The following is a 24,164-nucleotide window of genomic DNA, read 5'->3' as shown; positions in this document are numbered from 1 at the left end:
CGTCCCGTTCCGCCTCAGAAGCCGCTGTTGCTGTCGGCGATATCTTCGATCGTCGACGTCGTCGTCCGGTATTCCTGGATGGCATTGTTGCGCCGCTGCGCATCGATCGGGGTCATGCCGCGGGGCGCCACCAGATCCTCCGGATTGGCGATCTGGGCGGCAAGGTTGTTCTGCGAGGCGCAGCCGAAATTATAGTAATTCTGGTTGGTCAGATCGCTCGAGATGTCCTTCGGCCACTGGCCGCATTGCGTGGTGACCGCCGTGGTGCCGGTAAAACTCAGCCGGATCGGCGCCGCATCGCCTGAACCGGCAGCGGCATAGGAGGTGTTGACGATTTTCGAGCTTGCGATCCCCCTCGAGGCCAGTTCGGCGCGGACCTGGTTGCGCAGCTGGTAGGCCGCCGCCGAATTGGGCGAACCTTGCGGCGACAGCACGTAAACCGGGCCTGAGGCGCGCATGCGGTAGTTTGCTGCAAAACCGCGGATGAGGTCGCGCTGCGCGATGGTCAGGCGGCGATCGGTCGAGGCGACGGGTATATCCACCGTCTGCTCCGCTTCCGTCACGATGATCGGGTGACGGGCGCGGTAATCGTCGGGGATGCCGCCTGTTGTCAGCTGGTCATGGGGGCCGGCGCATCCGGAAAGGATCGCCACCGAAACGCCGGCTGCCGCCAGAAGCGCCTTCGAGAGTCCGAGGCGGGGTGTCATCGAATTCATATGGGCCATCGCCTGATCTCTGTTTTTTGCCATTGCTGCCGGTCGTGCCCCGCTCATTTGTAGATGAACCCGATCGAGCCGTGGAACTGCGCGTCGGCGACGGGCGCCTCGCGGCGGCCATAGACCTTGTTGACACGGTTGAGGAAGAAGGTCGCACCGTCATTCTCAGGGCTGAAATTGTCGTCCGGCCGGTTGAGCTGATTGCGTGCCACCGGACGCACCAGATAGGGCGTTGCGATGATGACGAGCTCGGTTTCCTGACGCTCGAAACCCTTCTGGCGGAAGAGCGTCCCGAGCAGCGGGATCTTCGAGACGCCGGGCGTGCCGCCCATCGTCTGAGAAACATTGTCGCGGATCAGGCCGGCCAGCGCGATCGAACCGCCCGACGGCAGTTCCACCGAAGTCTCCGCCGAACGGCGCTGGTAAGTGGCGTTGCCGCTGCCGGCCACCGGCTCGGAGACATTGGTCTTGATCTGCAGGCTGATTCGTCCCGAGGACAGCACGACCGGCTTGAAGGCCAGGTTGATACCGTAGTTGAACGGCGTGACGGTGACGTTGCCGTCGCTGTCGGTCGTCGAATAAAGCTGCTGGCCGCCGGAATTGAAGGTTGCGGCCTGGCCCGATATCGCCGTCAGCGTCGGCTCGGCGAGCGTCTTGACGACTTTGGCCTGCTCCAGCGCGTTGAGGTAGGTCGAAATGTCGTATTTGCCGATCGAGCTCTTGAAGAGCGCCGCCAGGCCGCCTCCAACCGTCGATGTCGCGACGTCGGCGCTCGGACTGCCGAGTTGGGCGACGGTCATTCCGGAAGAACTGGAAACCAGATTGTCGAAGCCGAGTTGCTTCAGCACCTCGCGGCGAACCTCGGCGATCGTCACCTTGAGGGTGACCTGATCCTCACCCTCGATCTGCAAGAGATTGACGACCTGCGAGGTCTGACGGCCTTCGGCAAAGAGCGCCACCGAGCTGTCGCCGCCGGTGCCGGATGCCGTCTCGGTTCTGGTCGTCGCCTCGCCGCCTTTCAGGAAGACCTGCGCCAGATCGGCTGCCTGCGTGGCATCCTGCGGCGTGCGCACGGTGCCGGTCAGCACGATATTGTCGGAGACGATTTCGACGTTGATGCGGGAGTCGGGAATGAAGCGGCGGAGATTGACTTCGAGACCGGAGACGTCGCGCTCGATCTCGATGTCGAGATTGACGATCTCCTGGCCGCCGGCGCCGAAGACGAAGATATTGGTTTGGCCGACCTTCTTGCCGAACAAGTAGATTCGCCGCGAGGTGCGGGTCACGGCATCGGCCATGGTCGGATCGGATACGAGGATATCGTGCGCATCCTCCGGCAGATCGACGACGACGGCCTTGTTCAGCCCGAGCTTCAGCCGACGATGGGCATCAGGGCCGGTCTGCGAGATGCGGATCAGACTTTCGGAATCGGCACGCGCCTCGCCTGCCCCGAGAACCGGAACGAACGAGGCCGGCACTATACCGGAGACGCCGATTACCAGCGAGAGGCAACCTGTCAGGAGAAGTCCGCCGCGCCGCGTTGAATTGCCCATTTCCACGTCCTTTTACTCCGCCTTCGGTGCTGCGCTGGCATCCGTGACGATGGCGCCTGATTTGATGACCTGAATGATCGCACTGCCGTTGTCGCCGCTCAGGAGATAGTCGGCTGCACTGGTATCCTGCTCCTGCGCATCAGCGACCGAGCGCAGCGCCAGCGACAGCCGGTCCGCCATCTGCTGGGCGACGGCGAGAACCTTCGTCTGGTCGGGCGTGAGCTCGAGCGTCGCGGTGGTGCCGACCACCGATTTCGAGCCGTCGTCCTTTTCCTGGATCTGCTGGTCGATGGCGAGAACGCGGACATTGCTCAGCACGGTTTCGGTGATGAGCTTGTCGGCCTCAGCGCCCTTGCGGACCATGATGACGTCGACGCGGTCGTTCGGCAGGATGAAACCGCCGGCCCCTGTTGCCACCGATATCTCGGTCGCGACGGCGCGCTTGCCGGCCGGCAACAGTGAGGAGAGGATGCGGCTGTTGGAATCGGCAACCTTTTCCGGCCGGATCGGTTCGCCTTCGAAGATCGGAAGACGCACGACGGCGCCCTGCAGATCCTTGATCGCATCCGGCTTGTCGGCTTCGGTGATGAGGCCCGGGACGACACCGCCTTGCGGCCAGGCCATCCAGTGTATCGACTTTTCATCCAGCCTTGCGCCGACCGGCAGATTGGCGCTCGAGACGAGGATGTTGACGGTCGGTTCCTTCTCGATGACCGACTGGACCTGGGTGACGACACCACCACGGCCTGCCATCTGCATCGCCAAGAGGCCGGCAAGGCCGGCCGCCACCACGGCGACAGCTAGGATTATAAGGCGGGCCGGTTTCATCGATCATTCCTCAGGGCACGATATGTTCGCCCCGCAGAATGCTCAGCAATTGGTATAATTATGGTTAATGGAACGCTTACATTTTAAGTTAACGAGCATTTAAAATGCCGTTATTTCAGGCTTTCCAACGCGGCGAGGAACAGCGGCGACGAAGGAAAAGCCATGAAGCCGCCGATCGCGATCGCGATGCCGTAGGGGATCTTCTTGGCGAGAAGGACCGAATTCGGAACCGGCAGGCCGATGGCCAGGATGGTGTTCGATTGCGCTCTCACCAGCAAGATCAGCAAGGTGATCAGGCCGCCGATGGCGGCGACATCAAGCATCAGGAAGGCGAGGGATTGGTTCAGACCGAACCAGAGAGCGGTGGCGCTCAACAGTTTGGCGTCGCCGCCGCCCATCACATTGAATGCAAAAAGAGCGAAGCAGGCGCAAAACACGATGGCCGCGGCCGCAAGATGCATGCCGATCGCATCCAAGGCCAGGCCAGAGAGCGGTGCAAGGAGGAAGAAGGAAACAATGAGGATCAGAGATACGCGGTTCGGGATCGTCATGGTGAACAGATCCGAGAAGGCGGCCATAGCGAGGCAGAGTGGCAGTATCACGAAGACTGCAGCTGCGATCATGCGTAGACCCCCGATCGTGACTTGATGCGAAAAGGCTCACGGCCGTTCAGCCTGTGAGCCCACTCGATAAATCGGCCAGAGCGAATCCGGCCGTATTATTGGTCGCCGCCCGACGGCCTTTATCTTAGTTCGACGCCGTAACGCCGGTATTCATCTTGGTGCTGAGATTGTTGAACGTGGTGCTGATGCTGTTGCCCAGGCTCGTTGCGCCGGTGATGAGCGCTACGGAAATGAGAGCGGCGATCAGGCCGTATTCGATTGCGGTCGCGCCGGATTCGTCCTTCAGAAAACGGCTAAAAAGCTTGGTCATGGTAACTCCTAACTCCAGTTGATGTTCAGCACGTCCGCCAACTGTTGCCGTTGATCGGATGACTGCAACCTAGCGAATGGCCGTTTCCATCGGCTTAAGGAAAAGAGTTAACGAGATGCGAATGAGGCAACGGGCCTTTGTAGAGTCAGTATTTTCTTGCACACTTACCTCAATATTTAATGATATTCCTGGAATAACAGGTGCGTTCATCCGGAAATAGCGCAGATTCCACCTCCAACCCAGACGTGCATCACTCTAAACCCGTGCCAAATCGGATCAATACGCTTCATCTCGGAACAGGGCGCCAGGCTTAAGGCTTCGTTCACCATTTTTTTCCATTCTATGCGGATATTGCGCTGTGATCGTGAAAGAGGACCAAATGTCATCGAGCGGCAAAACCATTTTCTTTGCCGGCATGATCGCCGTTTTCGGTGTTTCCGGAGTTTCCGCGGCCGCAGACGATGACATGCTGCGTGTTTATATGGATCACGCGCGCGTATTGAAACTCGACCGCCCCGTCAGCAAGGTCATCGTCGGCAACGCCAAGGTCGCCGATGCGACCGTCGCCGACGCCAAGACCATCGTGCTGACGGGACGCAGCTTCGGCACCACCAACCTGGTCCTTCTCGATGCCGACGGCAATGCGATCCTCGACGAACGCATCCTGGTGTCGATTGACGAAGGCAATACGGTGCGCGTCTATCGGCAGACCGAGCGCTCCGTGCTGTCGTGCACGCCGAATTGCGAGCAGCACGCACAGCAAGCGACCACCGCCGCCGCCTCGCCCTGATCGGTTTACTTCAGTTCTTCGACCATTCGTTAAAATCGTCGTGTCAGGTTGAAACGGAAAATCAACGAACGGCTCCTAGTGTGGCGGACGGAGAATGTCGCTCGGATCCAGGTAATGACGGTAATTGATCAGAAAACGGATAAAGCGCGCGTCTCCGCGCCAATCCGTTTCTCATGGTTTCGCGGTCTCGCCCGTTCGCGCGATGGCGCAGCGGCGATCGAATTCGCCCTGCTCGCCATTCCCTATTTTCTGGTGATTTTCGCAATCCTCGAAACCTTCGTCGCCTTCGCCGCCGAGGAACTCGTGTCCAACGCCGTCGATACGATGAGCCGCCGGATGCGGACCGGGCAGATCACCTACAATCTCGGCCGCACGACCGATATGAACCAGGCGCAATTCCGCCAGGCTTTCTGCGATGAAATCTCGATCCTGATCAGCTGCTCGGCGAGCGAGGTCGCCACGCCGAGCAAGCTGTATCTGGATGTACAGACGTTCAGCACTTTCTCGGCCATTCCGACGACGATCCCCAAGCTTTCCACCGACAGATATGCCGACATCAACCCGGCTGCCTTGAAATACGCGCCAGGTGGCGCCGGCACCATCAACATGGTGCGCGCCTACTACCGCTGGGAAATCATCACGGATCTGGTCAGGCCCTATATCACCACGATACGTCCCTCCGACGGTTCGATGCCCAGCCAATATCTGATCGTCGCGACCGCGGCCTTCCAGAACGAGCAGTATCCATAATGGCGCTGCGCAACCCATTCACCAGACTCGTACTGACGGCGCGGCGACTCATCCGAGACCGTAAAGGTGCGGGAGCGATCGAATTTGCGATCCTCTTTCCCGTACTCGTCATGCTCTATATCGGTGCTTTCGAAATCACGATCGGCCTCAGCGTCAGCAAGCGTGTGACGCGCGCCGCGGGGTCAGTGGCCGACCTCATCACCCAGCAGCAGTCCGTCACCAAGAGCGCGCTCGCGCAGATGCCATCGGTCGCAACCGCGATCTTCGTGCCCTACAGCGCGACGACGCTGACGATGAAGATCACCGGGATTACCATCGACGCCGGCGCCAATGCGAAAGTGCTCTGGTCCTGGGCCCAGGACGGGACTGTGCCCTATGCCAAGAACGCCACAGTGAGCAACGTGCCGTCTGACATGAAGACGGCAAACAGCTTCCTGGTCCGCACCGAGGTTAGCATTCCCTATACGATGTTCCTGTTCGCGCCGAACTTCATGCCGGACGGCATGCGCACGATCACCATCAGCCGCAGCTATTACTATCGCCAGCGGCAAGGCGACTCGATCCCCTGCGGCGACTGCTGACCGCCCTTCCCTTCTTCTCTGCGAAGTGTTGAAGCGTCCTTTGCGCGTCTGAAACAGATGCGCGGCGCTGCAATTTGCCAAGCCGGCCCCAGCATTATATGGCTGGATCTCAACCGCCTTCGATATTGCGGAGGGCGGCGATCGGCTCTTTCGGGTGTAAAATGGCGCGTGCCTTTCTTTTCGTTCTGGATTCCTTCGGCGTCGGCGGGGCGCCGGATGCGGCGGCCTATGGTGACGAGGGCGCCGATACGCTCGGCCATATCGCCGAGTTCTGCGCTGCCGGAGCCGGAGACCGCGCTGGTTTGCGCGAAGGACCGCTTTCCCTGCCCAATATGTCGGAACTCGGGCTCATGCAGATCGCGCGATCCGCCTCAGGCCGTTTTCCGGCCGGCATGCCTATCCCGGAGAAGGTCTACGGCATTTATGGCGCCGCCACCGAAATCTCCCGCGGCAAGGATACGCCGTCAGGCCATTGGGAGATCGCGGGAACACCTGTCAGTTTCGATTGGGGTTATTTCCCGATGGAGGGCGACGCCTTTCCTGCCGAATTCATCGAGGCGCTGTGCATGGCGGCCGATGTGCCCGGCATTCTCGGTAATTGCCATTCCTCTGGAACGGAGATCATCGCCCGGCTCGGCGAGGACCATATCCGCACCGGCAAGCCGATCTGCTACACGTCCTCGGATTCGGTCTTCCAGGTCGCGGCGCACGAGGAGCATTTCGGCCTCGATCGCCTGCTGGCGTTTTGCCGTTTGGCCCGGGGGCTGCTCGATTCCCACAATATCGGCCGCGTCATCGCCCGACCCTTTATCGGTCAGTCCGCCTCTACCTTCCAGCGTACCGGAAACCGGCGTGACTTCTCCGTGCTGCCGCCCGAGCCGACACTGCTCGACCGGCTGATCGAACACGGCCGGCATGTGCATGCTGTGGGAAAGATCGGTGACATCTTCGCACATCAGGGCATTTCCAGGGTCATCAAGGCAAACGGCAATGAGGCGCTGATGGATGCGTCGCTCGCGGCCATCGACGAGACTGAGGACGGCGATCTCGTCTTCACCAATTTCGTCGATTTCGACATGATCTACGGCCATCGCCGCGATGTGCCGGGCTATGCCGCGGCACTCGAAGCTTTCGATGCGCGCTTGCCCGAAGTCCATAAGAAACTGAAGCCCGGCGATCTCGTCGTGCTCACCGCCGATCATGGCTGCGATCCGACCTGGCGTGGCACGGACCATACGCGCGAGCGCGTGCCTGTCATCGCCTACGGCCCCGGCATCCGGTCGCGCTCGATCGGCGTGCGCCGCAGCTATGCCGATATTGGCGAGAGTATCGCACGGCATCTGGGCATTCCAACCGGACCGCACGGAAGGAGTTTTCTGTGACATCGCATTTGAAGAAGGTCGAACTGCACTGCCATCTGGAGGGTGCGGCGCCGCCAGCTCTGACCGCGGCGCAGGCACGGAAATACGGCGTCGACATCAGCGCGGAGCTTCGCGACGGGGCCTATGTCTGGCATGATTTCGCAAGCTTCCTCGTATGTTATGACAAGATTTCCGAGGTCTACAGAACCGAAGAGGACTACGCGCTTCTAACCGAGACCTATCTCGACGAACTCGCCGGCATCAATACGATCTACAGCGAACTCATCGTTTCGCCCGACCACGGCAAGCGCATCGGACTGGGGGCCGACGCCTATATGTCAGGTATCTGCGAAGGCATCCGGCGGGCTAGGGAAAAGAGCGGCATCGAGGCCCGGCTGATCGTCACCGGCGAGCGGCATTTCGGCCCGGAGAGCGTGATAGGTGCTGCCGAATATGCTGTTAAGGCCGGCAATCCTCTGATAACAGGCTTCAACCTTGCCGGCGAGGAGCGCATGGGGCGCGTCGCCGACTACGCCCGTGCCTTCGATATCGCCCGCGATGCCGGCCTGGGGCTGACCATCCATGCCGGTGAGGTCTGCGGCGCGTTCAGCGTTACCGACGCGCTCGATGCGGTGCGTCCTTCGCGCATCGGCCATGGCGTGCGCGCCGTTGAGGATATCGATCTGGTGAAGCGGCTTGCCGATCTCGGCACCGTGCTCGAGGTCTGCCCGGGCTCGAATATCGCGCTCGGAGTCTTTCCCGATTTCGCCTCCCATCCGCTGCGCCGGCTGAAGGAAGCAGGCGTCAGGGTGACGATCAGCTCGGACGATCCGCCCTTCTTCCATACCTCGCTGGAGCGGGAATACGAACTTGCCGCCGGAGCCTTCGGCTTCAGCGACGCCGAGATCAACGGCATGACGCAAACGGCGATCGAAGCGGCCTTCGTCGACGAGGAGACACGCAAGGCCCTGCTTGCCCGGATTTAAGGACGAGAGGCTGGGGAAGATTGGCCTCCACTCTTGCAGTCGGGCCGATTTCCGTGAAAGAAACAGTCGATAGAAAGAATGAAAGGCTTCCCCATGGACGGCGTCACGGTCATCGATCACCCGCTGGTGCAGCACAAGCTCACCATCATGCGACGCAAGGAGACATCGACGGGGAGTTTCCGGCGGTTGTTGCGCGAAATCTCGACGCTGCTCTGTTACGAGGTGACCCGCGATCTCGAACTGACGATGGAAACGATCGAAACGCCGCTGCAGACGATGGAGTCGCCGATCCTCGAGGGCAAGAAGCTGGTCTTCGCCTCGATCCTGCGCGCCGGCAACGGACTGCTCGAAGGCATGCTCGATCTCGTGCCTTCCGCCCGCGTTTCGCATATCGGCGTTTACCGCGACCATGAGACGCTGCAGCCGGTCGAATATTACTTCAAGGCGCCGGAGGACGTGGCCGAACGCCTGATCATCGTCGTCGACCCGATGCTTGCAACCGGCAATTCCTCGATTGCGGCAATCGACAAGCTCAAGGAGCGCGGCGCTCACAATATCCGCTTTCTCTGCCTGCTTGCCGCCCCGGAAGGCATCCGCAACTTCCGCGCCGCCCATCCCGATGTTCCGGTCTTCACCGCATCGATCGACAGTCATCTCAACGAGAAGGGCTACATCGTGCCCGGCCTCGGCGATGCCGGCGACCGCATGTACGGCACCAAATAGTTTCAGCCTTTCTTTACCAAATCGAAAGACTTTACGGCCCGGCTGGTTCATTCCGGGCCTTTTCATTATCGATATTAGCAACTTGTCAGCACTTGAGGCTTAGCAAGCTTGGAGCATGAGGCCCTGCATGAAGCCGGGTTTATACAGGAAGGATTTCTGTTTCATGCTCGTGCGTACCGTCCTTTTCGCCAGCATCGCCGCGGTGCTCGCCACACAAGTGCCTTCCTTCCTCGAAGGCTCCAGCCAGCAGCCTGCTGATGCATTGTCTGCCAATTACCTATCGACCGAGAGCGACAAGCCCGCAACATCCGCGCCGGTCTCCGGCAGCAATGCGATCCGCCTGCAGGCCGATGCGCAGGGCCACTATACCGGCAGCTTCAAGATGAACGGCAAACCGGTGCAGGGCCTGATCGATACCGGTGCGACCTATGTGGCGCTCAACGAGACGCTCGCCCGCCGATTGGGCTTCACCGCCAGCCAGCTCGATTTCCGCTATGGGGTGAACACTGCGAACGGCCAGACGAAAGCCGCGCATGTGACGCTCGACCGGATCGAAATCGGCGGTATTCGTGTGCGCGATGTCGAAGCCTTCGTCCTCAAGGACGATGCGCTGACGACGACGCTGGTCGGCATGAGCTTCCTGCAGAAGCTCGCCTCCTATTCCGTCGCCGACGGTTCGCTCAGCCTCAAGCAGTAAATCGCATCAGATCAGGCCGGCAATCACCGGCGTCAACTCCGGTCTGTCCTCGGTGATGCGGTAGTGCGCGGCAAGTGCTGCAGCTGCCCTCTCCGCCGCGGCTTCGTCGGCGGCATGAACGAGAGCGATCGGTTCGCCGGCGGTCACGCGGGTTCCGAGCGGCAGGAGGTCGGAGAAGCCGACGCGATGATCGATCCGGTCAGCCGGATGGCGTCTACCACCGCCGAGATCGATGACACTGACGCCGATACCACGCGCATCGCAGGCAGCAAGCCAGCCGGACCGGGCGGCCGGGACAGGTTTTTCCACAGGCGCTTTGGCCAGGTACCGATCGGGGTTTTCGATGAGATCGGCCGGGCCGCCAAGCATGGACACCATGCGCGCGAAGACCTCGGCCGCCTTGCCCGATGACAGGGACTGACGCGCCATCCTCTCGGCTTCATCAGACGAAGCGGCAATGCCGGATTTCACCAGCATTTCGCCGGCGAAGGCAAGAACGACGGTCGAAAGTCGTGTGTCGCTTTTTCGGCCCGCCAGGAAATCCAGGCAGTTGCGCATTTCGACCGCATTGCCGGCACTATCGGCAAGCGGCTGGTTCATATCGGTGATCAGGGCCGAGGTTTTCACGCCTGCGCCATTGGCCACCTCCACCAGCGAATGCGCGAGGATCTCCGCCTGGTCGCGCTCGACCATGAAGGCGCCGTTGCCGACCTTGACGTCGAGCACCAGCGTCTCGAGCCCGGCCGCAAGTTTCTTCGAGAGGATCGAGGCGGTGATGAGGGGAATGGAATCGACGGTGGCAGTCACGTCGCGCACGGCATAGAGCCTGCCGTCGGCCGGCGCCAAGGCGCCGGTCTGGCCTATGATGGCGCATCCCGCCTCCTTCACGACCTTGTGGAACAGGTCCGCATCCGGGGTGATCATATAGCCGGGAATGGATTCGAGCTTATCCAGCGTGCCGCCGGTATGGCCGAGGCCACGCCCGGAGATCATCGGAACAGCCAGGCCGCAGGCGGCGGCGATCGGCGCCAGCATCAGCGAAACATTGTCGCCGACGCCGCCGGTCGAATGTTTGTCGGCGATCGGGCGATCGATATCGGCCCATTGCAGCCTGTCGCCGGAATCGGCCATCGCCAGCGTCAAAGCCACGGTTTCGGCCCGCGACATGCCCTTGAACCAGACGGCCATGGCGAATGCGCCGACCTGGCCTTCCGACAGTCGGCCGGCGGCGAGCGCCGCGATGAAGGCGCTGATATCGGCGGCGTCGAGTTCGTCGCCATTGCGCTTACGCCGGATGATTTCCTGCGGAATCATTTCAATAGCTCGACGCCGCAACAGAGGCCGACGGGATTCCGCTCAGAACCGCCAGGATATCGTCGAGCAGATCGGAAGCGCCGAAGCGGAATGTCGACGGCATCGCCCAATCCGGTGTCATGATGGTTTCGGCAAGGCTCAGATAGAGTGCGGCATCGGCCACCGAGCCGATGCCGCCGGCCGGCTTGAAGCCGACCTTGCGGCCGCTTTCGCGAATAGTGCGGATCATGATGTCGGCGGCTTCGAGCGTCGCGTTGACGGCAACCTTGCCGGTGGATGTCTTGATGAAATCGGCGCCGGCTTCGATGGCGAGTTCGGAGGCGCGGCGGATCAATGCCGCATCCTTCAGCTCGCCGGTCTCGATGATGACCTTCAGCAGAACGGGGTTGGCGCATTCGGCGCGCACGGCCTTGACCATGTCGGTCACCGCCTTCTCGTTGCCGGCGAGCAGCTTGCGGTAGGGAATGACCAGATCGATCTCATCGGCGCCATCGGCAATCGCCTCGCGTGCTTCGGCGGCGACATCGGCCACTTCCATATCGCCGAAGGGGAGGTTGACGGCGGTCGCGATACGCACGGCATGCCCGGTGCCGAGGATATTGCGGGCCTGGGCGACAAACCGCGGCCAGATACAGATTGCAGCGCTGTTGCCGTAGGGCGTCTGCGCGCGGGCGCAGAGCGCGTCGATCTGCGCCTCGGTGCAATCATCCTTCAAATTGGTGAGATCGAGGAGAGAAAGGGCGACCGCCGCCGTTTCCCGGTTGGAATGGCTATTCATCTTCGCTTCCTCTCGAGCATGATGCCGAAAAGTGTGAGCGGTTTTCTCATGACATCATGCTCTAACTCTATAATGTAGAACAGGATTCAGATTTTAGGCCGACCCGGCCTAAAATCATCCTGTTCCAGCCGCAATCATGTCTTTCAGTATGGCGGCGAGACGGGCGCCGCCAACGGGCGCCATGTCCTTGGTTTCCTCATGGCTGAGCTCATTGCCGGTCATGCCTGCCCCATAGTTGGTGATGACGGAGGCGGCGGCAACCCTCAGGCCCAGCATTCTTGCGATGATCACCTCGGGCACCGTCGACATGCCAACGGCATCGGCGCCAAGGATGCGCGCCATGCGGATTTCGGCCGGCGTTTCGAAGCTGGGACCGGAGAACCACATGTAGACACCCTGCGCCAGGTCGATTTTAAGCTTTGCCGCCGCCCTTTGCATCGCCGCGGCAAGGCCGGCATCATAGGCATTGGTCATGCCGACGAAACGATGATCGCTTTCCTCACCGATCAGCGGGTTCATGCCGGAATAGTTGATATGGTCGGTGATCTGCATGACCGAACCGGGCGGCATGTCGTCGCGCAGCGATCCCGCCGAATTGGTCAGGATCAGCGCTTCGACGCCGAGCGCCTTCAGCACCTCGATCGGCAGGCGCATGGCGTTGGCATCGCCCTTCTCGTAATAATGTACGCGGCCTGAGAGCATGACGACGGGCACGCCGCCGAGGCGGCCGGCGACGACTTCGCCAGCATGGCCGGAGACGGCGCTGACGGGAAAGCCCGGCAGGTCACGATAGGGAACACGCACGGCGCCGTCGAGCTCACCGACGAGAGAGCCGAGACCGGAGCCGAGCACGATGCCGTGGCGCGGCTTGATCCCACCAAGCAATGCGGCGAGCAGGCTGACCGTCGCCTTCATCCGAGTTCGGTCTCGAAGCTGAAGGGAAGAAGCTCTTCCATCGTCATCGTCTTCTTCACGCCCGCCTCATCGCAGAGGTAGATCCTCGTCTCCTTCGAGGCAAATTCCGAGATCTTCTGGCGGCAGCCGCCACAGGGCGGGCAGAGCGGCAGTTTTTCGGCTATGACCGCCATTTCGACGATCTTCTTCGCGCCGCCCATGATCATGGCGCCGATCGCCGTCGGCTCGGCGCACCATCCTTGCGGAAAGGAGAGGTTTTCGATGTTGGCGCCGGTATAGACCTTGCCGTCCTCGGCGCGGATCGCCGCACCAACCGGGAATTTCGAATAGGGCGCATGGGCAAAGGCCATGGCGCCGCGGGCGGCTTCGAACAGATCGTGAGACATATCAACGCTCCTTCGTATAGGGCACGCCACCTGCCTTCGGCGGGGTCGCGACGCCGATAAAGCCGGCAAGCAGGACGCAGGTCAGGACATAGGGCAGCGCCTGGAAGACCTGAACCGGCACCTCCCCGATCAGCGGCACCTGCTTTCCCTGCATGAAATTTGCCAGCGCATCGAGGAAGCCGAAAAGCAGGCAGGCAAACATGACCGGCACCGGCTTCCACTTGGCGAAGACCAGAGCAGCGAGCGCAATGTAGCCCTTGCCGGCCGACATGTCCTTGATGAAGGCGGCGGACTGGGCGATTGCCAGATAGGTGCCGGCAAAGCCGCAGAGAATGCCGGCACACATGACGGCGCGGTACCGCAGCCAGGCGACCGAGATACCAGCCGTATCGACCGCACCCGGGTTTTCGCCGACGGCGCGGAGCCTGAGGCCGAAACGCGTGCGGTAAAGCACCCACCAGGAGAAGGGCACGGCAAGAAAGGCGAGGTAGGTGAGGATATTGTTGCCCGAAATGACATTGGCATAGATCGGACCGATGATCGGTATGTCGCGCGCGGCATCGGCGCCCGGCAGGATGATCGGCGCGAAGCGTGAATCCGGCGACAGCTGCGGCGTGCGGCCGCCCTGGCCGAACCAGGCCTGGCCGAGCACGATGGTGATGCCGGCGATGAAGAAGTTGATCGCGACACCGGAGACGATCTGGTTGCCGCGGTTGGTGATCGAGGCAAAGCCATGCACCAGGCTCAGCGCCACCGAGCAGATAACGCCGGCGCCAAGCCCAAGCCAGGCCGAATCGGTGAGATAGGCAACGCAGGCGGCGGCAAAGGCCGAGCCCAACATCTTGCCCTCGAGGCCGATATCGAAGATACCGGCGCGCTCCGAAAACAGGCCGGCAAGAGCGGTGAAGATCAGCGGGATCGACAGGCGGATGGTCGAGCTCAGGACGCTAATGAATATGTCGTAATAATCCATCGCCCGCTCCTTAACCGCGCTTGAACTGTTGGTAGAGACGCACCATCGCCGGCCGGAACATATATTCCAGCGCGCCGGCGAAAAGGATCACCAGACCCTGGATGACGAGGATCATCTCGCGGGTGATATTCGGCATTTCGAAGGAGATCCAGTCACCGCCCTGGTAGAGGATGCCGAAGAGAATCGCTGCCATGATGATGCCGAGCGGATGGTTGCGGCCCATCAGCGAGACCGCAATGCCGACGAAGCCGGCACCGCCGACGAATTCCACCTGCAGGCGGGCCGACGAGCCCATGACGGGGTTCAACGCCATCATGCCGGCGAGCGCGCCGGACAGCAGCATGGCGATGATGACCGTGCGGGCATAGGGGATACCCGCATAGGCCGCAGCCGTCGGGCTGACGCCCAGCGTGCGCATCTCGAAACCGAGCTTGGTGCGCCAGACGAGCAGCCAGACGAGATAGCTGACGACGAGCGCAATGATGAAGGAGACATTGAACGGGGCAGCCCCCAGCTTGGCGCCGAACAGCTGCATGACCCAGCCGAGCTTCGGCAACTGGCCGCCGTCGAGGAAGGTCCGGGTTTCCGGCGCCATTTTGCCCGGCACGATCAGCACATGCACCAGGAGGTACACCATCAGTGCGGCGCCGATATAGTTGAACATGATCGTCGTGATGACGATGTGGCTGCCGCGTTTTGCCTGCAGGAAGGCCGGAATGAAGGCCCAGGCTGCGCCGAACAGGCCGGCGCCGACGACCGCGATCGGCATCGTCACATACCACGGCACGTAACGATCGAGCGAAAGCGCCACCAGCGCGCAGCCGAGGCCACCGATATAGGCCTGGCCTTCGGAACCGATGTTGAAAAGGCCGGCGTGGATCGCCACCGCGACGGAGAGGCCGGTGAAGATGAAGCTCGTCGCATAATACAGCGTGAAGCCGATGCCTTCGCCATTGCCGAGCGCGCCCTGGATCAGCAGCGACAGCGCATCGAGCGGGCTCTCGCCGATCAGCCAGACGACGAAGCCGGAGATCAGGAAGGCGACGATAAGGTTCAAAAGCGGGATGAGGCCGTAGTTGATCCAGTTTGGTAGCGGAACGGAAGCTGTGCTCATAAAGGCCTCACGCGGCAATGCCGGCCATCATCAGGCCGAGGGTCTGTTCACCGGCATCGGGCGTCTTCTCGCCGACGACATGGCCGGCAAACATGACAAGGATACGGTCCGAAAGGGCGCGGATTTCATCAAGTTCGACGGAGACGAGCAGGATCGCCTTGCCCGCGTCGCGCATTTCGATGATCCGGCGGTGGATGAATTCGATGGCGCCGATATCGACGCCGCGGGTCGGCTGGCCGATGATCAGCATCTTCGGATCGCGTTCGATCTCACGGGCAACAACGATCTTCTGCTGGTTGCCGCCGGAGAAATTCGCCGTCTTCAGACGCGGGTTCGGCGGGCGGATGTCGTATTTCTCGATCTTCTCCATCGCATCCTTGCGGATCGCTTCGAGATCGAGCAGCGGACCTTTGCTGTAGCCCGGGCGGCGATGGTAGCCGAGTACGGAATTTTCGTACTCCTCGAATTTCAGCACCAGGCCCATATGGTGGCGGTCCTCGGGGATATGAGCGAGGCCGAGATCGCGCAGGCGGGCGGGATCGGCCTTGTCGATCGTCTTGCCGTCGAGAAGAATTTCGCCGGAGGTCGGCTTGCGGATGCCGGCAATCGCCTCCAGCAGTTCGGACTGGCCATTGCCGGCGACACCGGCGATGCCGACGATTTCGCCGGCGCGCACATCGAAGGAGACGTTGTCGACCATGGTGACGCCGCGATTGTCCTTGACCGTCAGGTTGCGGACGGACAGGACGGCGGCTCCCGGGTTCGCCTCGCCCTTCTGCACGCGCAGCAGCACGCGGCGGCCGACCATCAGCTCGGCGAGTTCTTCCACCGTCGTCTCCGCCGTCTTGCGGGTGGCGACCATTTCGCCGCGGCGCATGACCGAGACCGTGTCGGTGATCGCCATGATCTCGCGCAGCTTGTGGGTGATGAGGATGATCGTCTTGCCCTGGTCGCGCAGCACTTTGAGGATGCGGAAAAGATGATCGGCTTCCGCCGGCGTCAGCACGCCGGTGGGCTCGTCGAGGATCAGGATCTCGGCGCCGCGATACATGGCTTTCAGGATTTCGACACGCTGCTGCAGGCCGACCGGAAGCTCTTCGATCAGCGCATCGGGATCGACCTCCAGGCCATATTCCGTTTCCAGCCGCTTGAGCTCGGCCCGGGCCGACGCGACGCCTCTGGCCAGCAGCATGCCGCCTTCGGCGCCGAGCATGATGTTTTCGAGCACCGTAAAATTATCGACCAGCATGAAATGCTGGTGCACCATGCCGATGCCGGTGGCGATCGCCGCCTGGCTGTCGCGGATGGTGACGGGATTGCCGTTGACGCGGATCTCGCCGCTGTCGGCATGGTAGAAACCGTAGATGATCGACATCAGGGTCGATTTGCCGGCGCCGTTTTCGCCGATAATGCCGTGGATCGTCCCCTTGGCAACGGTGAGGTTGATGTCCTTGTTGGCGTGGACGGCACCGAACTTCTTGTCGATGCCGACAAGCTCGATAGCGGGCTTATCTGTCACTGCAGGCTCCAAATAAGAAAAGGGCGTATGGCGAAAATCCCCTCCGCCATACGCCCGATCTCAATCGTCGATCACATTCGGGCGCGGATCACTTCGGGCAAGCGTTGTCCGAGGTGTAATCGTGAACCTTGACGGTTCCCGCGATGATGTCGGCCTTGGCCTTGTCGACGGCAGCCTGCATTTCCGGCGTGATCAGCGACTTGTTATGCTCGTCGATCGCAGCGCCGACACCGTCTTCCTTGACGCCGAGCGCCTGAACGCCGCCGGTGAACTTGTCGTTCTTGGTGTCGTTGTAGGCATTGTAGACGGCGAGGTCGACACGCTTGACCATCGAGGTCAGGACCGAGCCCGGATGCAGGTAGTTCTGGTTGGAGTCGACGCCGATCGACAGCTTCTTGTTGTCGGCCGCAGTCTGCAGAACGCCGAGACCGGTGGCACCGGCTGCCGCATAGACGACGTCAGCGCCCTGGTCGATCTGGTTCTTGGTGAGTTCGCCGCCGCGGACCGGGTCGTTCCAGGCAGCGCCCGTCGTGCCGGTCATGTTCTGGAAGACTTCGATATCGGCCTTGACGGAGCGTGCGCCCTGCTCGTAGCCGCATTCGAACTTGCGGATCAGCGGAATATCCATGCCGCCGACGAAGCCGACCTTGCCTGACTTCGACGCCATGCCGGCGAGAACGCCGACGAGGTAGGAGCCTTCTTCTTCCTTGTAGACAACCGAGCGGACGTTCGGCTTGTCGACGACGGAGTCAACGATGATGAACTTGGTGTCCGGGAATTCGGCTGCAACCTTCTCGATGGCCGACGTCCAGGCGAAGGAAACGGCAACCACCGGATTGAAGCCGCGGCTTGCGAAGTTGCGGATGGCCTGCTCGCCCTGGGTGTCGCCCGTCGGCTCGAAATCGCGATAGGCAATGCCGGTCTCGGCCTTGAACTTCTCGGCACCGTTGTAGGCCGCCTCGTTGAAGGACTTATCGAACTTCCCGCCGGTGCCGTAAACCAGCGCCGGCTTGACATCGGCGGCAAGCGCCGTCGTCGACATGGCAGCCACGGCAAAGAGAGTGAGAAGGGATTTTTTCATTGTGCAGCCCTGTTGTTGCTATTCGTTAGGGGTCCTCCCGCAAGCCCTTTCCGGGCATGTCTGCGGAACCACCGACCTCCCCCCGGAGGCCTGGCTGCGCGCATCCTTGCATGGCTCACGGAAAAATTCACCAGAAATTTTTCAGCTGGTAAAGATTTGCAACAATTGCCGAAAATCCGCTCTTCGGGGCTGATTTTTGGACATTCTTTCCGTCAGGATGCAGATTTTCTAGCCAATCCGGTGACAAATATCGAGGCTGTAGAGGGCCGATGCCCATGCGGATTTCTCGCCGGATGGTGCGGGCGAAACCGCCTTTTCTATGCGGTGAAGCGACCGGCGATGGGCGGCTTCTTGTAGCCGATCATCCACAGAAGCAGTGCGATTACCAGGAAAACGGCAAAGGCCGGCTGGAGCATCAGCCACTGGAAGATGAAGGTATAGAAACGCGGGTGGACGTAATAGGAAAGGGCCGCTTGCAGCGAGGTCAGTGTGGTCGGGCTCACATCCTCCCAGGCATCGGAGATCGGCGTCATCACCACGGAGGAGGCCGCAACCGATTGGATCGAATCGATGGTCCCGGCAATAACGGCCGCCGCAAGCGCGACAAGACTCGCCAGACGCAACAGGAAACGCATCAATTCCTCCGACGCTCGATATGCCGGACAATTCCGGCCGGCCGCGCCATTCTCCACCTCGGAGAATTACATAGTCATCGATGAGGTGAAGCACAATGGACGGGCCGCGGCGAGTTTTATCGAAAGAAGTCAAAAAACTGTTAGATTTCGGTTGATCGGCGAAAATTCATCGGTATATATCGCGCCGTTCCGACGATTTGCTCCTATCCGGGCGCGAACGCCAAAAAAGGACAGGTGGCCGAGTGGTTTAAGGCGCACGCCTGGAACGCGTGTGTACGTGAAAGCGTACCGTGGGTTCGAATCCCACCCTGTCCGCCATATCCTCGTTTCTCAATATAGATTTCAAACCGTATCGCGAGCGGGACGCGGAAGCGTTTTTGGCGGCGCGCTTCACTGGTCGTCCGCATATTCTCAAACGCGCTGCAGCAGGGCGCGTCCAATCGGCTTCGGATTCTCGCCGCGCAACACCAGGGATGTCGTCACGGCCCCAAAACGCGCGATCGTGTCAACGATCGTTTCCAGCTCTCCAGGCGACGGAACCAGCACCTTCAAGAGAAAGCAGTCCTCTCCGGTCAGGCGCAATACTTCCATGACTTGCGGCATCTCGGCGAACTGTTTCAGACAGGGTTTGATATGCTCATGCGTCGTGCGCAGGCGAAGCACAGCCGTCATTCCAATTCCCAGAGCGGCAGGGTCGATACGAGCGGAGTAACCGGTAATGATGCCGCGGTCTTCCAGTCGTTTGACCCGTTCCGATGCCGCCGGCTGAGAGAGCCCGACCCGTCGGCCGAGTTCGGAAATCGCAATGCGGCCGTTTTCCTGCATCGCTTCAATAATGGCGATATCGGTTGGATCGAGCAAAACCCGATTGTTTTCCTGAAAAGCCATGGGATCACCTTGAAATCATCGGAGAGCGGCGCGGTTTTCCGATGATCATTCATTCCGAAGCAAATGAAAATGCATCATTTTCACCTGCACGGATGATCAGAGGAAAAGACATGAGGGACATCATTATATTGCCGGGGATTGGCGGTTCGGGCGAGGCTCATTGGCAAACGCGCTGGGAAAGGTCGAACCCCAAAATGCGGCGTTTTCAACCGGCCGATTGGGAAAAGCCCGACTTGGCGGACTGGATTTCAGCCCTGGAGCGCGCCGTCGGCGCATCGGCAACCCCTCCCCTGCTCGTCGCTCATAGCCTTGCCTGTCTGCTGGTCGCTCATTGGCAGCAGATTTCCTCACTTGCCGTTGCCGGAGCGTTTCTTGTAGCGGTCCCCGATCCGCAGTCCGTGTCATTCCCTGAGGAGGCCGCCGGATTCGCAGATCCGCCATTGCAACGAATGCGCTTTCCCACGCTGATTATCGCAAGCGCCGATGATCCCTTCGGCACGCCAGGCTATGCCCGTGCACGAGCCGATCTGTGGGGCAGCGGCCTTGTCGAGATCGGCCCTTTCGGCCATATCAACGGGCAAAGCGGCCTTGAGGATTGGGGCCCGGGAAGGGCTCTGCTGACTGCGTTCTCCGCCGGATTGGCAAAATCTGATCGGGCTTGATCTTGTTTCCGGCTTCACGGATCAAATGACTGACACAGGCCTTTGCGTGTGCGGGACGCGTGCGAGAGGGGCAACGAAATACACCGCTCACAAGCGTGCGTTCGAGGCTTTCGAACCCGGCGCTGCGATGGTGCTGCGGGTTTCAAACGTCGAAAGATTCCTGATTTTTTACCATGCGAGTTCACCGCGTCTTTGCACGTTTGGGTTTACCGTCTGCCAAATTTAAAAAAACAGAGGTAAAACAGGTGGAAGAACTTTCGGTAAAGTCGAAGATCATCAAATCCGTCTATTTCAGCCAGGATGACGGGCGGCTCAGGATTTGTTTCAAGAATGGCGAGGAACGTCTGTTCGAAGGCGTGCCCTCCTCCGAAGCCCATGCGATGACGGCAGCGCCGTCTCCCGGCCACTACTATCTCGACCGGATCAGAACCCGGTTTCGCAGATTGGCGGCCTGAAACCCCGAGGAATGCCGCGAGCCTACGTTGCAGGATTGCGTAGGATCGGGACGAGGCCGGTGGATATTAACCTGTCGTTAGCCATTGATGTCATCTGGGTTGGATCACGCCTGCCGGAAAGCGGCAGTTTGTCGGCGCTGCCGGCTGGTTCAAGGTCGGCAAGCCGGGAGGCTCGGCGGCGGACCCCAGCCAGGAAGCCGAGCCTCCCCGTCACTAGGCGTTCATGGAGCGCAAGCCGAGCGTTGTCACGCTCGGCCAGCTCGGGCTCCGCCATCCCTGGATTAGCGCATTGGGGCTAATCCTGTGAAAAACCCAAATCATCGCATCAGGACTCGACAATGCTTTATTAGCATGATTGCATAAATGCATCGGATGAAGACCCGGGGGGTAATGATGTTCGAGAATCTGCTTGAGATGCAGGAGCGTGGCGCACGGGACCGTGCACGTGGCCGCAGCCTGGCCGACAATCCGATGTCGAAGCCGGATATCCTGCCGATCACCGATTTTCAGGAATGGTACTCGATGTTCGACGCCTGGCGCTTCGGTTGGTCGATCGAGGATGCTATGTCGGGGCATACCAATGCGCCTCGGGATGGCGGCACCTCGTCCCGGAGCTATACGAGAACGGTCTGATCGACCCTGTCTTCGGCGCCGAAGAATTTCAGGTAGCGTTCGACCTCTGCCGGTTCGCCCGTCGCCTTCTGCGGGTTGTCGGAGAGCTTCACCGCCGGACGGCCATTGGCGTCACTGACCTTGCAGACGACGGAGATCGGGTTGAGGCCGGAGATTTCGATCGGCGCGCAGCCGGAAAAATCGTTCGTCAGATTCGTGCCCCAGCCGAAGCTCATGCGCACACGGCCTTCGAAATGCCGGTAGGTATCGATGATGGCATCGACATCGAGGCCATCGGAGAAGATCAGCAGCTTCTGGCGTGGATCACGGCCCATCTTCTTCCACCAGTCGATGATCTTCTCGCCGCCTTCGATCGGCGGAGCACTGTCCGGGCGGAAGCCGGTCCAATCGGCGACCCATTCCGGCGCGTCGCGCAGGAAGGCGGCAGTGCCGAAGGCATCCGGCAGGACGATCAGAAGATTGCCGCCATAGAGCTTGTTCCAGTCGCGCAGGATCTTGTAGGGCGCGTTGCGCAGTTGCTCATCGGTTTGGGCAAGGGCGGCGGCCACCATCGGCAGCTCGTGGGCATTGGTGCCGACGGCCTCGAGATCGGAATCCATAGCCAGCAATACGTTGCTGGTGCCGGCAAAGGCCGGGCCGATGCCTTCCTTCAGCGCTTCGACGCACCAGCGCTGCCAGAGGAAACTGTGACGGCGGCGGGTGCCGAAATCGGAGATGCGTAGGCCCGGCAGTTCCTTCAACCGCTCGACCTTCGACCACATCTTCGCTTTGGCCCGGGCATAGAGCACATCGAGGGTGAAGGGGCCGAGCGCCTTCATCGCGGAGCGTGAGCGCAGCTCGTTGACGATGGCGAGCGCCGGGATCTCCCACATGGTGGTTTCCTTCCACGGCCCGTGGAAATCCAGAACATATTGCCCGTCCTTCTTCGACAGCTCGTATTCGGGAAGCTGGAAATTGGAAAGCCAGGCAAGGAATTCCGGCTCGAAGATCTGGGCGCGGCCGTAGAAGCTGTTACCCGCAAGCCAGATCATCTCCTTTTTCGAGAGTCGCAACGTGCGGGCGTGATCGAGCTGTTCGCGCAATTCACCCTCGTCGATCTCCTCGGCAAGATGCACGCGCTTGGTGCGGTTGATGAGGGTGAAGGAGGCATTCACGTCCGGATAGAGCTTCCAGATCATCTGCAGCATCAGCAGCTTATAGAAATCGGTATCGATCAGGCTGCGGATGATCGGATCAAGTTTCCAAGCGTGATTGTAAACGCGTCTTGCGATATCCGTCTTGGCCATGAAATTCCCGCCCCTGTCCACTCCGGTCAGGCGCTGCCAAATTCCCGGGTCGTGCCACGTTCCCGGCCGGCGCACGAAACCGGCTCGTGCGCCTTCTTATCGAAAAATCAGCAGACAAAGTCCAGATAAAACAATAGGCACCCCGCAGCCTGCACGGCGGCGGGATGCGAGCGCGCATCCTCACGCTTATTGGGCAGGTGCGGCGGGTTGGGCCGGTGCCGCAGGCGCGACACCAGGGGCGGCCGGCGTCGTGTTCTGAGTCTCGGTCGGAACCGCAGTGCCGTTCTGAAGGCTCGGCGCTGGCGCGGTGCCTGACTGTTGCGACTGCAACTGCTGGCCGGGCTGCTGCGGCGCCACGTCGTTTGCCTCGCGCTGGCCCCAGATCTCGACCGGTATCCAGACCACGAAAGCGAGCACCAGAGCCGCGAGCAGCACCAGCAGGATGCGATAGCCCGTGCGGCCCTGCCTGGCCTTTACAGGCGGGATCTGCTCTTCCTTGTGAAGCTTGCCATCGGACTTTTCCCAGCGTCTATCCGTCTGATGCGCCATGATCGTCTCCTTCGGCTGTCTTGACGGACCGATCCGGCCGTCAAGAACTCGAAGGAGAAAACGGGTTGCCGTCTGGAAGGTTCCGTGCGGCTCTAATAGCCGACGGCGCGGTCGACCACGAATTGCAGCGGCTCGCCGCGCTCGAAACGGGCGATCTGGGTCTCGACATGGCGAAACAGCGCATTTTCTTCGGAGACGGCCGCGTCATGCGGCGTGATGAAGACGTTCTGCAATTCCCATAAGGGGTTGTCGGCGGCGAGCGGCTCCACCTCGAAGACATCCAGCGAAGCGCCGCCGAGGGTACCGTCACGAATGGCGGAAACGATATCGGCCTCGACATGACTCTTGCCGCGGCCGGCATTGATGAAAACCGGCTGCCCGAGCGCGCCGTTGCGGCGCAGCTTGGCAAACAGCCCTGCGTTATAGAAGCCGGAGGTTTCGGGCGTCAGCGGCAGCAGACCGACGAGGATGTCCGTCCTTGCGAGAAAACTATCCAATCCGCCGGCATCGAAGGTTTCGACGCCATCGATCTGTTTGTGGCTGCGCGACCAGCCGATGACGTTGAAGCCCATCACTCTCAGCTTGGAGACCGCATCCTGCCCGAGAATGCCGAGGCCCATGACGCCGACCGTCACCTCCGCTGCCTCAGGCGCGATCAGCTTGGCCCATTCGCGCCGCCGCTGATGGCTGTCATGGGCGTATTGCCCGCGCAGATGCATCAGGCACTGCATGACCACCCATTCGCTCATGCGGGTCGTCAGGCTGCGGTCGACGAAGCGGACGATCGGGATCTCGGGCAGGCCGGCCATGCCGATAATGTGGTCAACGCCGGCGCCGCCCGAGAAGATGATCTTGAGATTCGGCGCCCGCGCAAAAAGGTCGGCATCCGGCTTCCAGAGAAGCGCGTATTCGACCGCGCGGAGATCGCGTGCCCGATTGGCCGGATCGGCGAGATTGATGCTGCCGCGATCGGCAAAGGCCGTCTTCAGCACGCGGGCGACGCCTTCGGCATTGAACTTGATATCGACGAGAACAGGAGGACGTGCGGACATGATCTT

At 60.9% G+C, this 24,164-nt stretch carries 28 protein-coding genes and 1 tRNA gene; 11 read left to right on the top strand and 18 right to left on the bottom strand.

The features are described from left to right. Positions 1 to 14: 14 nt before the first annotated feature. From FHT79_RS15395 to FHT79_RS15375, 5 genes are all read right to left on the bottom strand, one after another. Complete coding sequence (locus tag FHT79_RS15395) at positions 15 to 773, bottom strand: CpaD family pilus assembly protein (protein WP_132573863.1); 759 nt, start codon at positions 771 to 773, stop codon at positions 15 to 17. Continuing rightward, positions 770 to 2,269, bottom strand: coding sequence for a type II and III secretion system protein family protein (locus FHT79_RS15390; protein WP_028757051.1), 1,500 nt, complete (start codon positions 2,267 to 2,269; stop codon positions 770 to 772). The genes FHT79_RS15395 and FHT79_RS15390 overlap by 4 nt, the downstream gene beginning before the upstream one ends. 12 nt (positions 2,270 to 2,281) lie before the next feature. Continuing rightward, complete coding sequence (cpaB, locus tag FHT79_RS15385) at positions 2,282 to 3,097, bottom strand: Flp pilus assembly protein CpaB (protein ID WP_047617469.1); 816 nt, start codon at positions 3,095 to 3,097, stop codon at positions 2,282 to 2,284. Positions 3,098 to 3,207: 110 nt separating this feature from the next. Then, positions 3,208 to 3,720, bottom strand: coding sequence for a prepilin peptidase (locus FHT79_RS15380; protein ID WP_047617468.1), 513 nt, complete (start codon positions 3,718 to 3,720; stop codon positions 3,208 to 3,210). A 124-nt stretch (positions 3,721 to 3,844) separates the two neighbouring features. Next, the gene (locus tag FHT79_RS15375) at positions 3,845 to 4,030 is read right to left on the bottom strand and encodes a Flp family type IVb pilin (RefSeq protein WP_047617466.1); all 186 of its coding nucleotides are present in this window, start codon (positions 4,028 to 4,030) and stop codon (positions 3,845 to 3,847) included. Between the two features lie 379 nt (positions 4,031 to 4,409). On the opposite strand from FHT79_RS15375, the gene FHT79_RS15370 reads away from it, so the two are divergent. The 7 genes from FHT79_RS15370 to FHT79_RS15340 all read left to right on the top strand — a co-directional run bounded on the left by FHT79_RS15370 (position 4,410) and on the right by FHT79_RS15340 (position 9,918). Further along, a complete protein-coding gene (locus tag FHT79_RS15370; protein WP_028756117.1) occupies positions 4,410 to 4,820 on the top strand; it encodes a pilus assembly protein N-terminal domain-containing protein in 411 nt (136 codons plus the stop codon). 114 nt (positions 4,821 to 4,934) lie between these two features. After that, the gene (locus FHT79_RS15365) at positions 4,935 to 5,570 is read left to right on the top strand and encodes a TadE/TadG family type IV pilus assembly protein (RefSeq protein WP_047617464.1); all 636 of its coding nucleotides are present in this window, start codon (positions 4,935 to 4,937) and stop codon (positions 5,568 to 5,570) included. Then, complete coding sequence (locus FHT79_RS15360) at positions 5,570 to 6,151, top strand: TadE/TadG family type IV pilus assembly protein (RefSeq protein WP_028756115.1); 582 nt, start codon at positions 5,570 to 5,572, stop codon at positions 6,149 to 6,151. Before FHT79_RS15365 ends, FHT79_RS15360 begins: the two co-directional genes overlap by 1 nt. 161 nt (positions 6,152 to 6,312) lie before the next feature. Next, complete coding sequence (locus tag FHT79_RS15355; protein WP_047617463.1) at positions 6,313 to 7,533, top strand: phosphopentomutase; 1,221 nt, start codon at positions 6,313 to 6,315, stop codon at positions 7,531 to 7,533. Then, entirely contained in the window at positions 7,530 to 8,498 is a 969-nt protein-coding gene (locus FHT79_RS15350) for an adenosine deaminase (protein ID WP_028757044.1), read from the top strand. The genes FHT79_RS15355 and FHT79_RS15350 overlap by 4 nt, the downstream gene beginning before the upstream one ends. A 93-nt stretch (positions 8,499 to 8,591) precedes the next feature. Beyond that, positions 8,592 to 9,221: a uracil phosphoribosyltransferase gene (gene upp / locus FHT79_RS15345; protein WP_012759721.1), complete on the top strand. Its 630-nt coding sequence runs from the start codon at positions 8,592 to 8,594 to the stop codon at positions 9,219 to 9,221. A gap of 127 nt (positions 9,222 to 9,348) precedes the next feature. Then, positions 9,349 to 9,918: a TIGR02281 family clan AA aspartic protease gene (locus FHT79_RS15340; protein WP_028756112.1), complete on the top strand. Its 570-nt coding sequence runs from the start codon at positions 9,349 to 9,351 to the stop codon at positions 9,916 to 9,918. A 6-nt stretch (positions 9,919 to 9,924) separates the two neighbouring features. On the opposite strand, the gene deoA is transcribed toward FHT79_RS15340, so the two are convergent. From deoA to FHT79_RS15295, 9 genes are all read right to left on the bottom strand, one after another. Then, complete coding sequence (gene deoA / locus FHT79_RS15335) at positions 9,925 to 11,232, bottom strand: thymidine phosphorylase (protein ID WP_183903613.1); 1,308 nt, start codon at positions 11,230 to 11,232, stop codon at positions 9,925 to 9,927. A gap of 1 nt (position 11,233) precedes the next feature. Continuing rightward, on the bottom strand, positions 11,234 to 12,010 hold the full coding sequence (gene deoC / locus FHT79_RS15330) for a deoxyribose-phosphate aldolase (RefSeq protein ID WP_097544460.1): 777 nt from the start codon (positions 12,008 to 12,010) through the stop codon (positions 11,234 to 11,236). Positions 12,011 to 12,124: 114 nt separating this feature from the next. Next, complete coding sequence (locus FHT79_RS15325) at positions 12,125 to 12,925, bottom strand: purine-nucleoside phosphorylase (protein WP_183903611.1); 801 nt, start codon at positions 12,923 to 12,925, stop codon at positions 12,125 to 12,127. Further along, entirely contained in the window at positions 12,922 to 13,311 is a 390-nt protein-coding gene (locus FHT79_RS15320) for a cytidine deaminase (RefSeq protein ID WP_028757711.1), read from the bottom strand. Before FHT79_RS15320 ends, FHT79_RS15325 begins: the two co-directional genes overlap by 4 nt. Before the next feature lies 1 nt (position 13,312). Further along, on the bottom strand, positions 13,313 to 14,284 hold the full coding sequence (locus FHT79_RS15315; RefSeq protein WP_048338271.1) for an ABC transporter permease: 972 nt from the start codon (positions 14,282 to 14,284) through the stop codon (positions 13,313 to 13,315). Positions 14,285 to 14,294: 10 nt separating this feature from the next. Beyond that, on the bottom strand, positions 14,295 to 15,398 hold the full coding sequence (locus tag FHT79_RS15310) for an ABC transporter permease (protein ID WP_047617449.1): 1,104 nt from the start codon (positions 15,396 to 15,398) through the stop codon (positions 14,295 to 14,297). Positions 15,399 to 15,405: 7 nt separating this feature from the next. After that, the gene (locus FHT79_RS15305) at positions 15,406 to 16,917 is read right to left on the bottom strand and encodes an ABC transporter ATP-binding protein (protein WP_048338302.1); all 1,512 of its coding nucleotides are present in this window, start codon (positions 16,915 to 16,917) and stop codon (positions 15,406 to 15,408) included. Between the two features lie 88 nt (positions 16,918 to 17,005). Next, positions 17,006 to 17,998: a BMP family ABC transporter substrate-binding protein gene (locus FHT79_RS15300; protein ID WP_003544460.1), complete on the bottom strand. Its 993-nt coding sequence runs from the start codon at positions 17,996 to 17,998 to the stop codon at positions 17,006 to 17,008. A 317-nt stretch (positions 17,999 to 18,315) separates the two neighbouring features. Then, positions 18,316 to 18,633 carry a hypothetical protein gene (locus FHT79_RS15295; RefSeq protein ID WP_028759164.1) on the bottom strand — a complete coding sequence of 106 codons (318 nt, stop codon included), beginning with the start codon at positions 18,631 to 18,633 and terminating at the stop codon, positions 18,316 to 18,318. A gap of 228 nt (positions 18,634 to 18,861) precedes the next feature. Between FHT79_RS15295 and FHT79_RS15290 the strand changes: the two genes are divergently transcribed. Next, positions 18,862 to 18,951 (top strand) — tRNA-Ser (locus tag FHT79_RS15290). Between the two features lie 93 nt (positions 18,952 to 19,044). Here FHT79_RS15290 and FHT79_RS15285 read toward each other — a convergent pair. Beyond that, a complete protein-coding gene (locus FHT79_RS15285) occupies positions 19,045 to 19,521 on the bottom strand; it encodes an Lrp/AsnC family transcriptional regulator (RefSeq protein WP_028758183.1) in 477 nt (158 codons plus the stop codon). Positions 19,522 to 19,562: 41 nt separating this feature from the next. Between FHT79_RS15285 and FHT79_RS15280 the strand changes: the two genes are divergently transcribed. From FHT79_RS15280 to FHT79_RS15270, 3 genes are all read left to right on the top strand, one after another. After that, positions 19,563 to 20,183 carry an alpha/beta hydrolase gene (locus tag FHT79_RS15280; protein ID WP_028758182.1) on the top strand — a complete coding sequence of 207 codons (621 nt, stop codon included), beginning with the start codon at positions 19,563 to 19,565 and terminating at the stop codon, positions 20,181 to 20,183. A gap of 245 nt (positions 20,184 to 20,428) precedes the next feature. After that, a complete protein-coding gene (locus FHT79_RS15275; protein WP_028758181.1) occupies positions 20,429 to 20,638 on the top strand; it encodes a KTSC domain-containing protein in 210 nt (69 codons plus the stop codon). 393 nt (positions 20,639 to 21,031) lie between these two features. Beyond that, positions 21,032 to 21,271, top strand: a complete 240-nt coding sequence (locus FHT79_RS15270; protein ID WP_028758180.1) for a CrpP-related protein — start codon at positions 21,032 to 21,034, stop codon at positions 21,269 to 21,271. On the opposite strand, the gene pncB is transcribed toward FHT79_RS15270, so the two are convergent. The 3 genes from pncB to FHT79_RS15255 form a co-directional block, all read right to left on the bottom strand. Beyond that, positions 21,253 to 22,557 (bottom strand): nicotinate phosphoribosyltransferase, encoded by a 1,305-nt coding sequence (pncB, locus tag FHT79_RS15265; protein ID WP_028758179.1) that lies wholly within the window; start codon positions 22,555 to 22,557, stop codon positions 21,253 to 21,255. The two genes, FHT79_RS15270 and pncB, sit on opposite strands and share 19 nt — an antisense overlap. Positions 22,558 to 22,743: 186 nt before the next feature. Next, the gene (locus FHT79_RS15260) at positions 22,744 to 23,106 is read right to left on the bottom strand and encodes a hypothetical protein (protein ID WP_049816515.1); all 363 of its coding nucleotides are present in this window, start codon (positions 23,104 to 23,106) and stop codon (positions 22,744 to 22,746) included. Positions 23,107 to 23,198: 92 nt separating this feature from the next. Continuing rightward, a complete protein-coding gene (locus FHT79_RS15255) occupies positions 23,199 to 24,158 on the bottom strand; it encodes a glyoxylate/hydroxypyruvate reductase A (RefSeq protein WP_183903610.1) in 960 nt (319 codons plus the stop codon). Positions 24,159 to 24,164 lie beyond the last annotated feature (6 nt).

The organism is Rhizobium sp. BK212 (assembly GCF_014197475.1).
GTDB classification, from domain to species: Bacteria; Pseudomonadota; Alphaproteobacteria; order Rhizobiales; family Rhizobiaceae; genus Rhizobium; species Rhizobium anhuiense.
Note: the sequence above shows the minus strand (reverse complement) of the source record. Positions and strands in the feature narration are given on the sequence as shown.

Excerpts from the sequence above, each read along its gene's own strand:
- FHT79_RS15315 (WP_048338271.1), bottom strand. The coding sequence starts at position 14,284 with ATGGATTATTACGACATATTCATTAGCGTCCTGAGCTCGACCATCCGC.
- pncB (WP_028758179.1), bottom strand. The coding sequence starts at position 22,557 with ATGGCCAAGACGGATATCGCAAGACGCGTTTACAATCACGCTTGGAAA.
- FHT79_RS15320 (WP_028757711.1), bottom strand. The coding sequence starts at position 13,311 with ATGTCTCACGATCTGTTCGAAGCCGCCCGCGGCGCCATGGCCTTTGCC.
- FHT79_RS15380 (WP_047617468.1), bottom strand. The coding sequence starts at position 3,720 with ATGATCGCAGCTGCAGTCTTCGTGATACTGCCACTCTGCCTCGCTATG.
- FHT79_RS15370 (WP_028756117.1), top strand. The coding sequence starts at position 4,410 with ATGTCATCGAGCGGCAAAACCATTTTCTTTGCCGGCATGATCGCCGTT.
- FHT79_RS15395 (WP_132573863.1), bottom strand. The coding sequence starts at position 773 with ATGAGCGGGGCACGACCGGCAGCAATGGCAAAAAACAGAGATCAGGCG.
- FHT79_RS15375 (WP_047617466.1), bottom strand. The coding sequence starts at position 4,030 with ATGACCAAGCTTTTTAGCCGTTTTCTGAAGGACGAATCCGGCGCGACC.
- FHT79_RS15360 (WP_028756115.1), top strand. The coding sequence starts at position 5,570 with ATGGCGCTGCGCAACCCATTCACCAGACTCGTACTGACGGCGCGGCGA.
- FHT79_RS15285 (WP_028758183.1), bottom strand. The coding sequence starts at position 19,521 with ATGGCTTTTCAGGAAAACAATCGGGTTTTGCTCGATCCAACCGATATC.
- cpaB (WP_047617469.1), bottom strand. The coding sequence starts at position 3,097 with ATGAAACCGGCCCGCCTTATAATCCTAGCTGTCGCCGTGGTGGCGGCC.
- FHT79_RS15355 (WP_047617463.1), top strand. The coding sequence starts at position 6,313 with ATGGCGCGTGCCTTTCTTTTCGTTCTGGATTCCTTCGGCGTCGGCGGG.
- FHT79_RS15295 (WP_028759164.1), bottom strand. The coding sequence starts at position 18,633 with ATGCGTTTCCTGTTGCGTCTGGCGAGTCTTGTCGCGCTTGCGGCGGCC.
- deoC (WP_097544460.1), bottom strand. The coding sequence starts at position 12,010 with ATGAATAGCCATTCCAACCGGGAAACGGCGGCGGTCGCCCTTTCTCTC.
- deoA (WP_183903613.1), bottom strand. The coding sequence starts at position 11,232 with ATGATTCCGCAGGAAATCATCCGGCGTAAGCGCAATGGCGACGAACTC.
- FHT79_RS15260 (WP_049816515.1), bottom strand. The coding sequence starts at position 23,106 with ATGGCGCATCAGACGGATAGACGCTGGGAAAAGTCCGATGGCAAGCTT.
- FHT79_RS15390 (WP_028757051.1), bottom strand. The coding sequence starts at position 2,269 with ATGGGCAATTCAACGCGGCGCGGCGGACTTCTCCTGACAGGTTGCCTC.
- FHT79_RS15325 (WP_183903611.1), bottom strand. The coding sequence starts at position 12,925 with ATGAAGGCGACGGTCAGCCTGCTCGCCGCATTGCTTGGTGGGATCAAG.
- FHT79_RS15310 (WP_047617449.1), bottom strand. The coding sequence starts at position 15,398 with ATGAGCACAGCTTCCGTTCCGCTACCAAACTGGATCAACTACGGCCTC.
- FHT79_RS15280 (WP_028758182.1), top strand. The coding sequence starts at position 19,563 with ATGATCATTCATTCCGAAGCAAATGAAAATGCATCATTTTCACCTGCA.
- FHT79_RS15270 (WP_028758180.1), top strand. The coding sequence starts at position 21,032 with ATGTTCGAGAATCTGCTTGAGATGCAGGAGCGTGGCGCACGGGACCGT.
- FHT79_RS15255 (WP_183903610.1), bottom strand. The coding sequence starts at position 24,158 with ATGTCCGCACGTCCTCCTGTTCTCGTCGATATCAAGTTCAATGCCGAA.
- FHT79_RS15340 (WP_028756112.1), top strand. The coding sequence starts at position 9,349 with ATGAAGCCGGGTTTATACAGGAAGGATTTCTGTTTCATGCTCGTGCGT.
- upp (WP_012759721.1), top strand. The coding sequence starts at position 8,592 with ATGGACGGCGTCACGGTCATCGATCACCCGCTGGTGCAGCACAAGCTC.
- FHT79_RS15300 (WP_003544460.1), bottom strand. The coding sequence starts at position 17,998 with ATGAAAAAATCCCTTCTCACTCTCTTTGCCGTGGCTGCCATGTCGACG.
- FHT79_RS15365 (WP_047617464.1), top strand. The coding sequence starts at position 4,935 with ATGACGGTAATTGATCAGAAAACGGATAAAGCGCGCGTCTCCGCGCCA.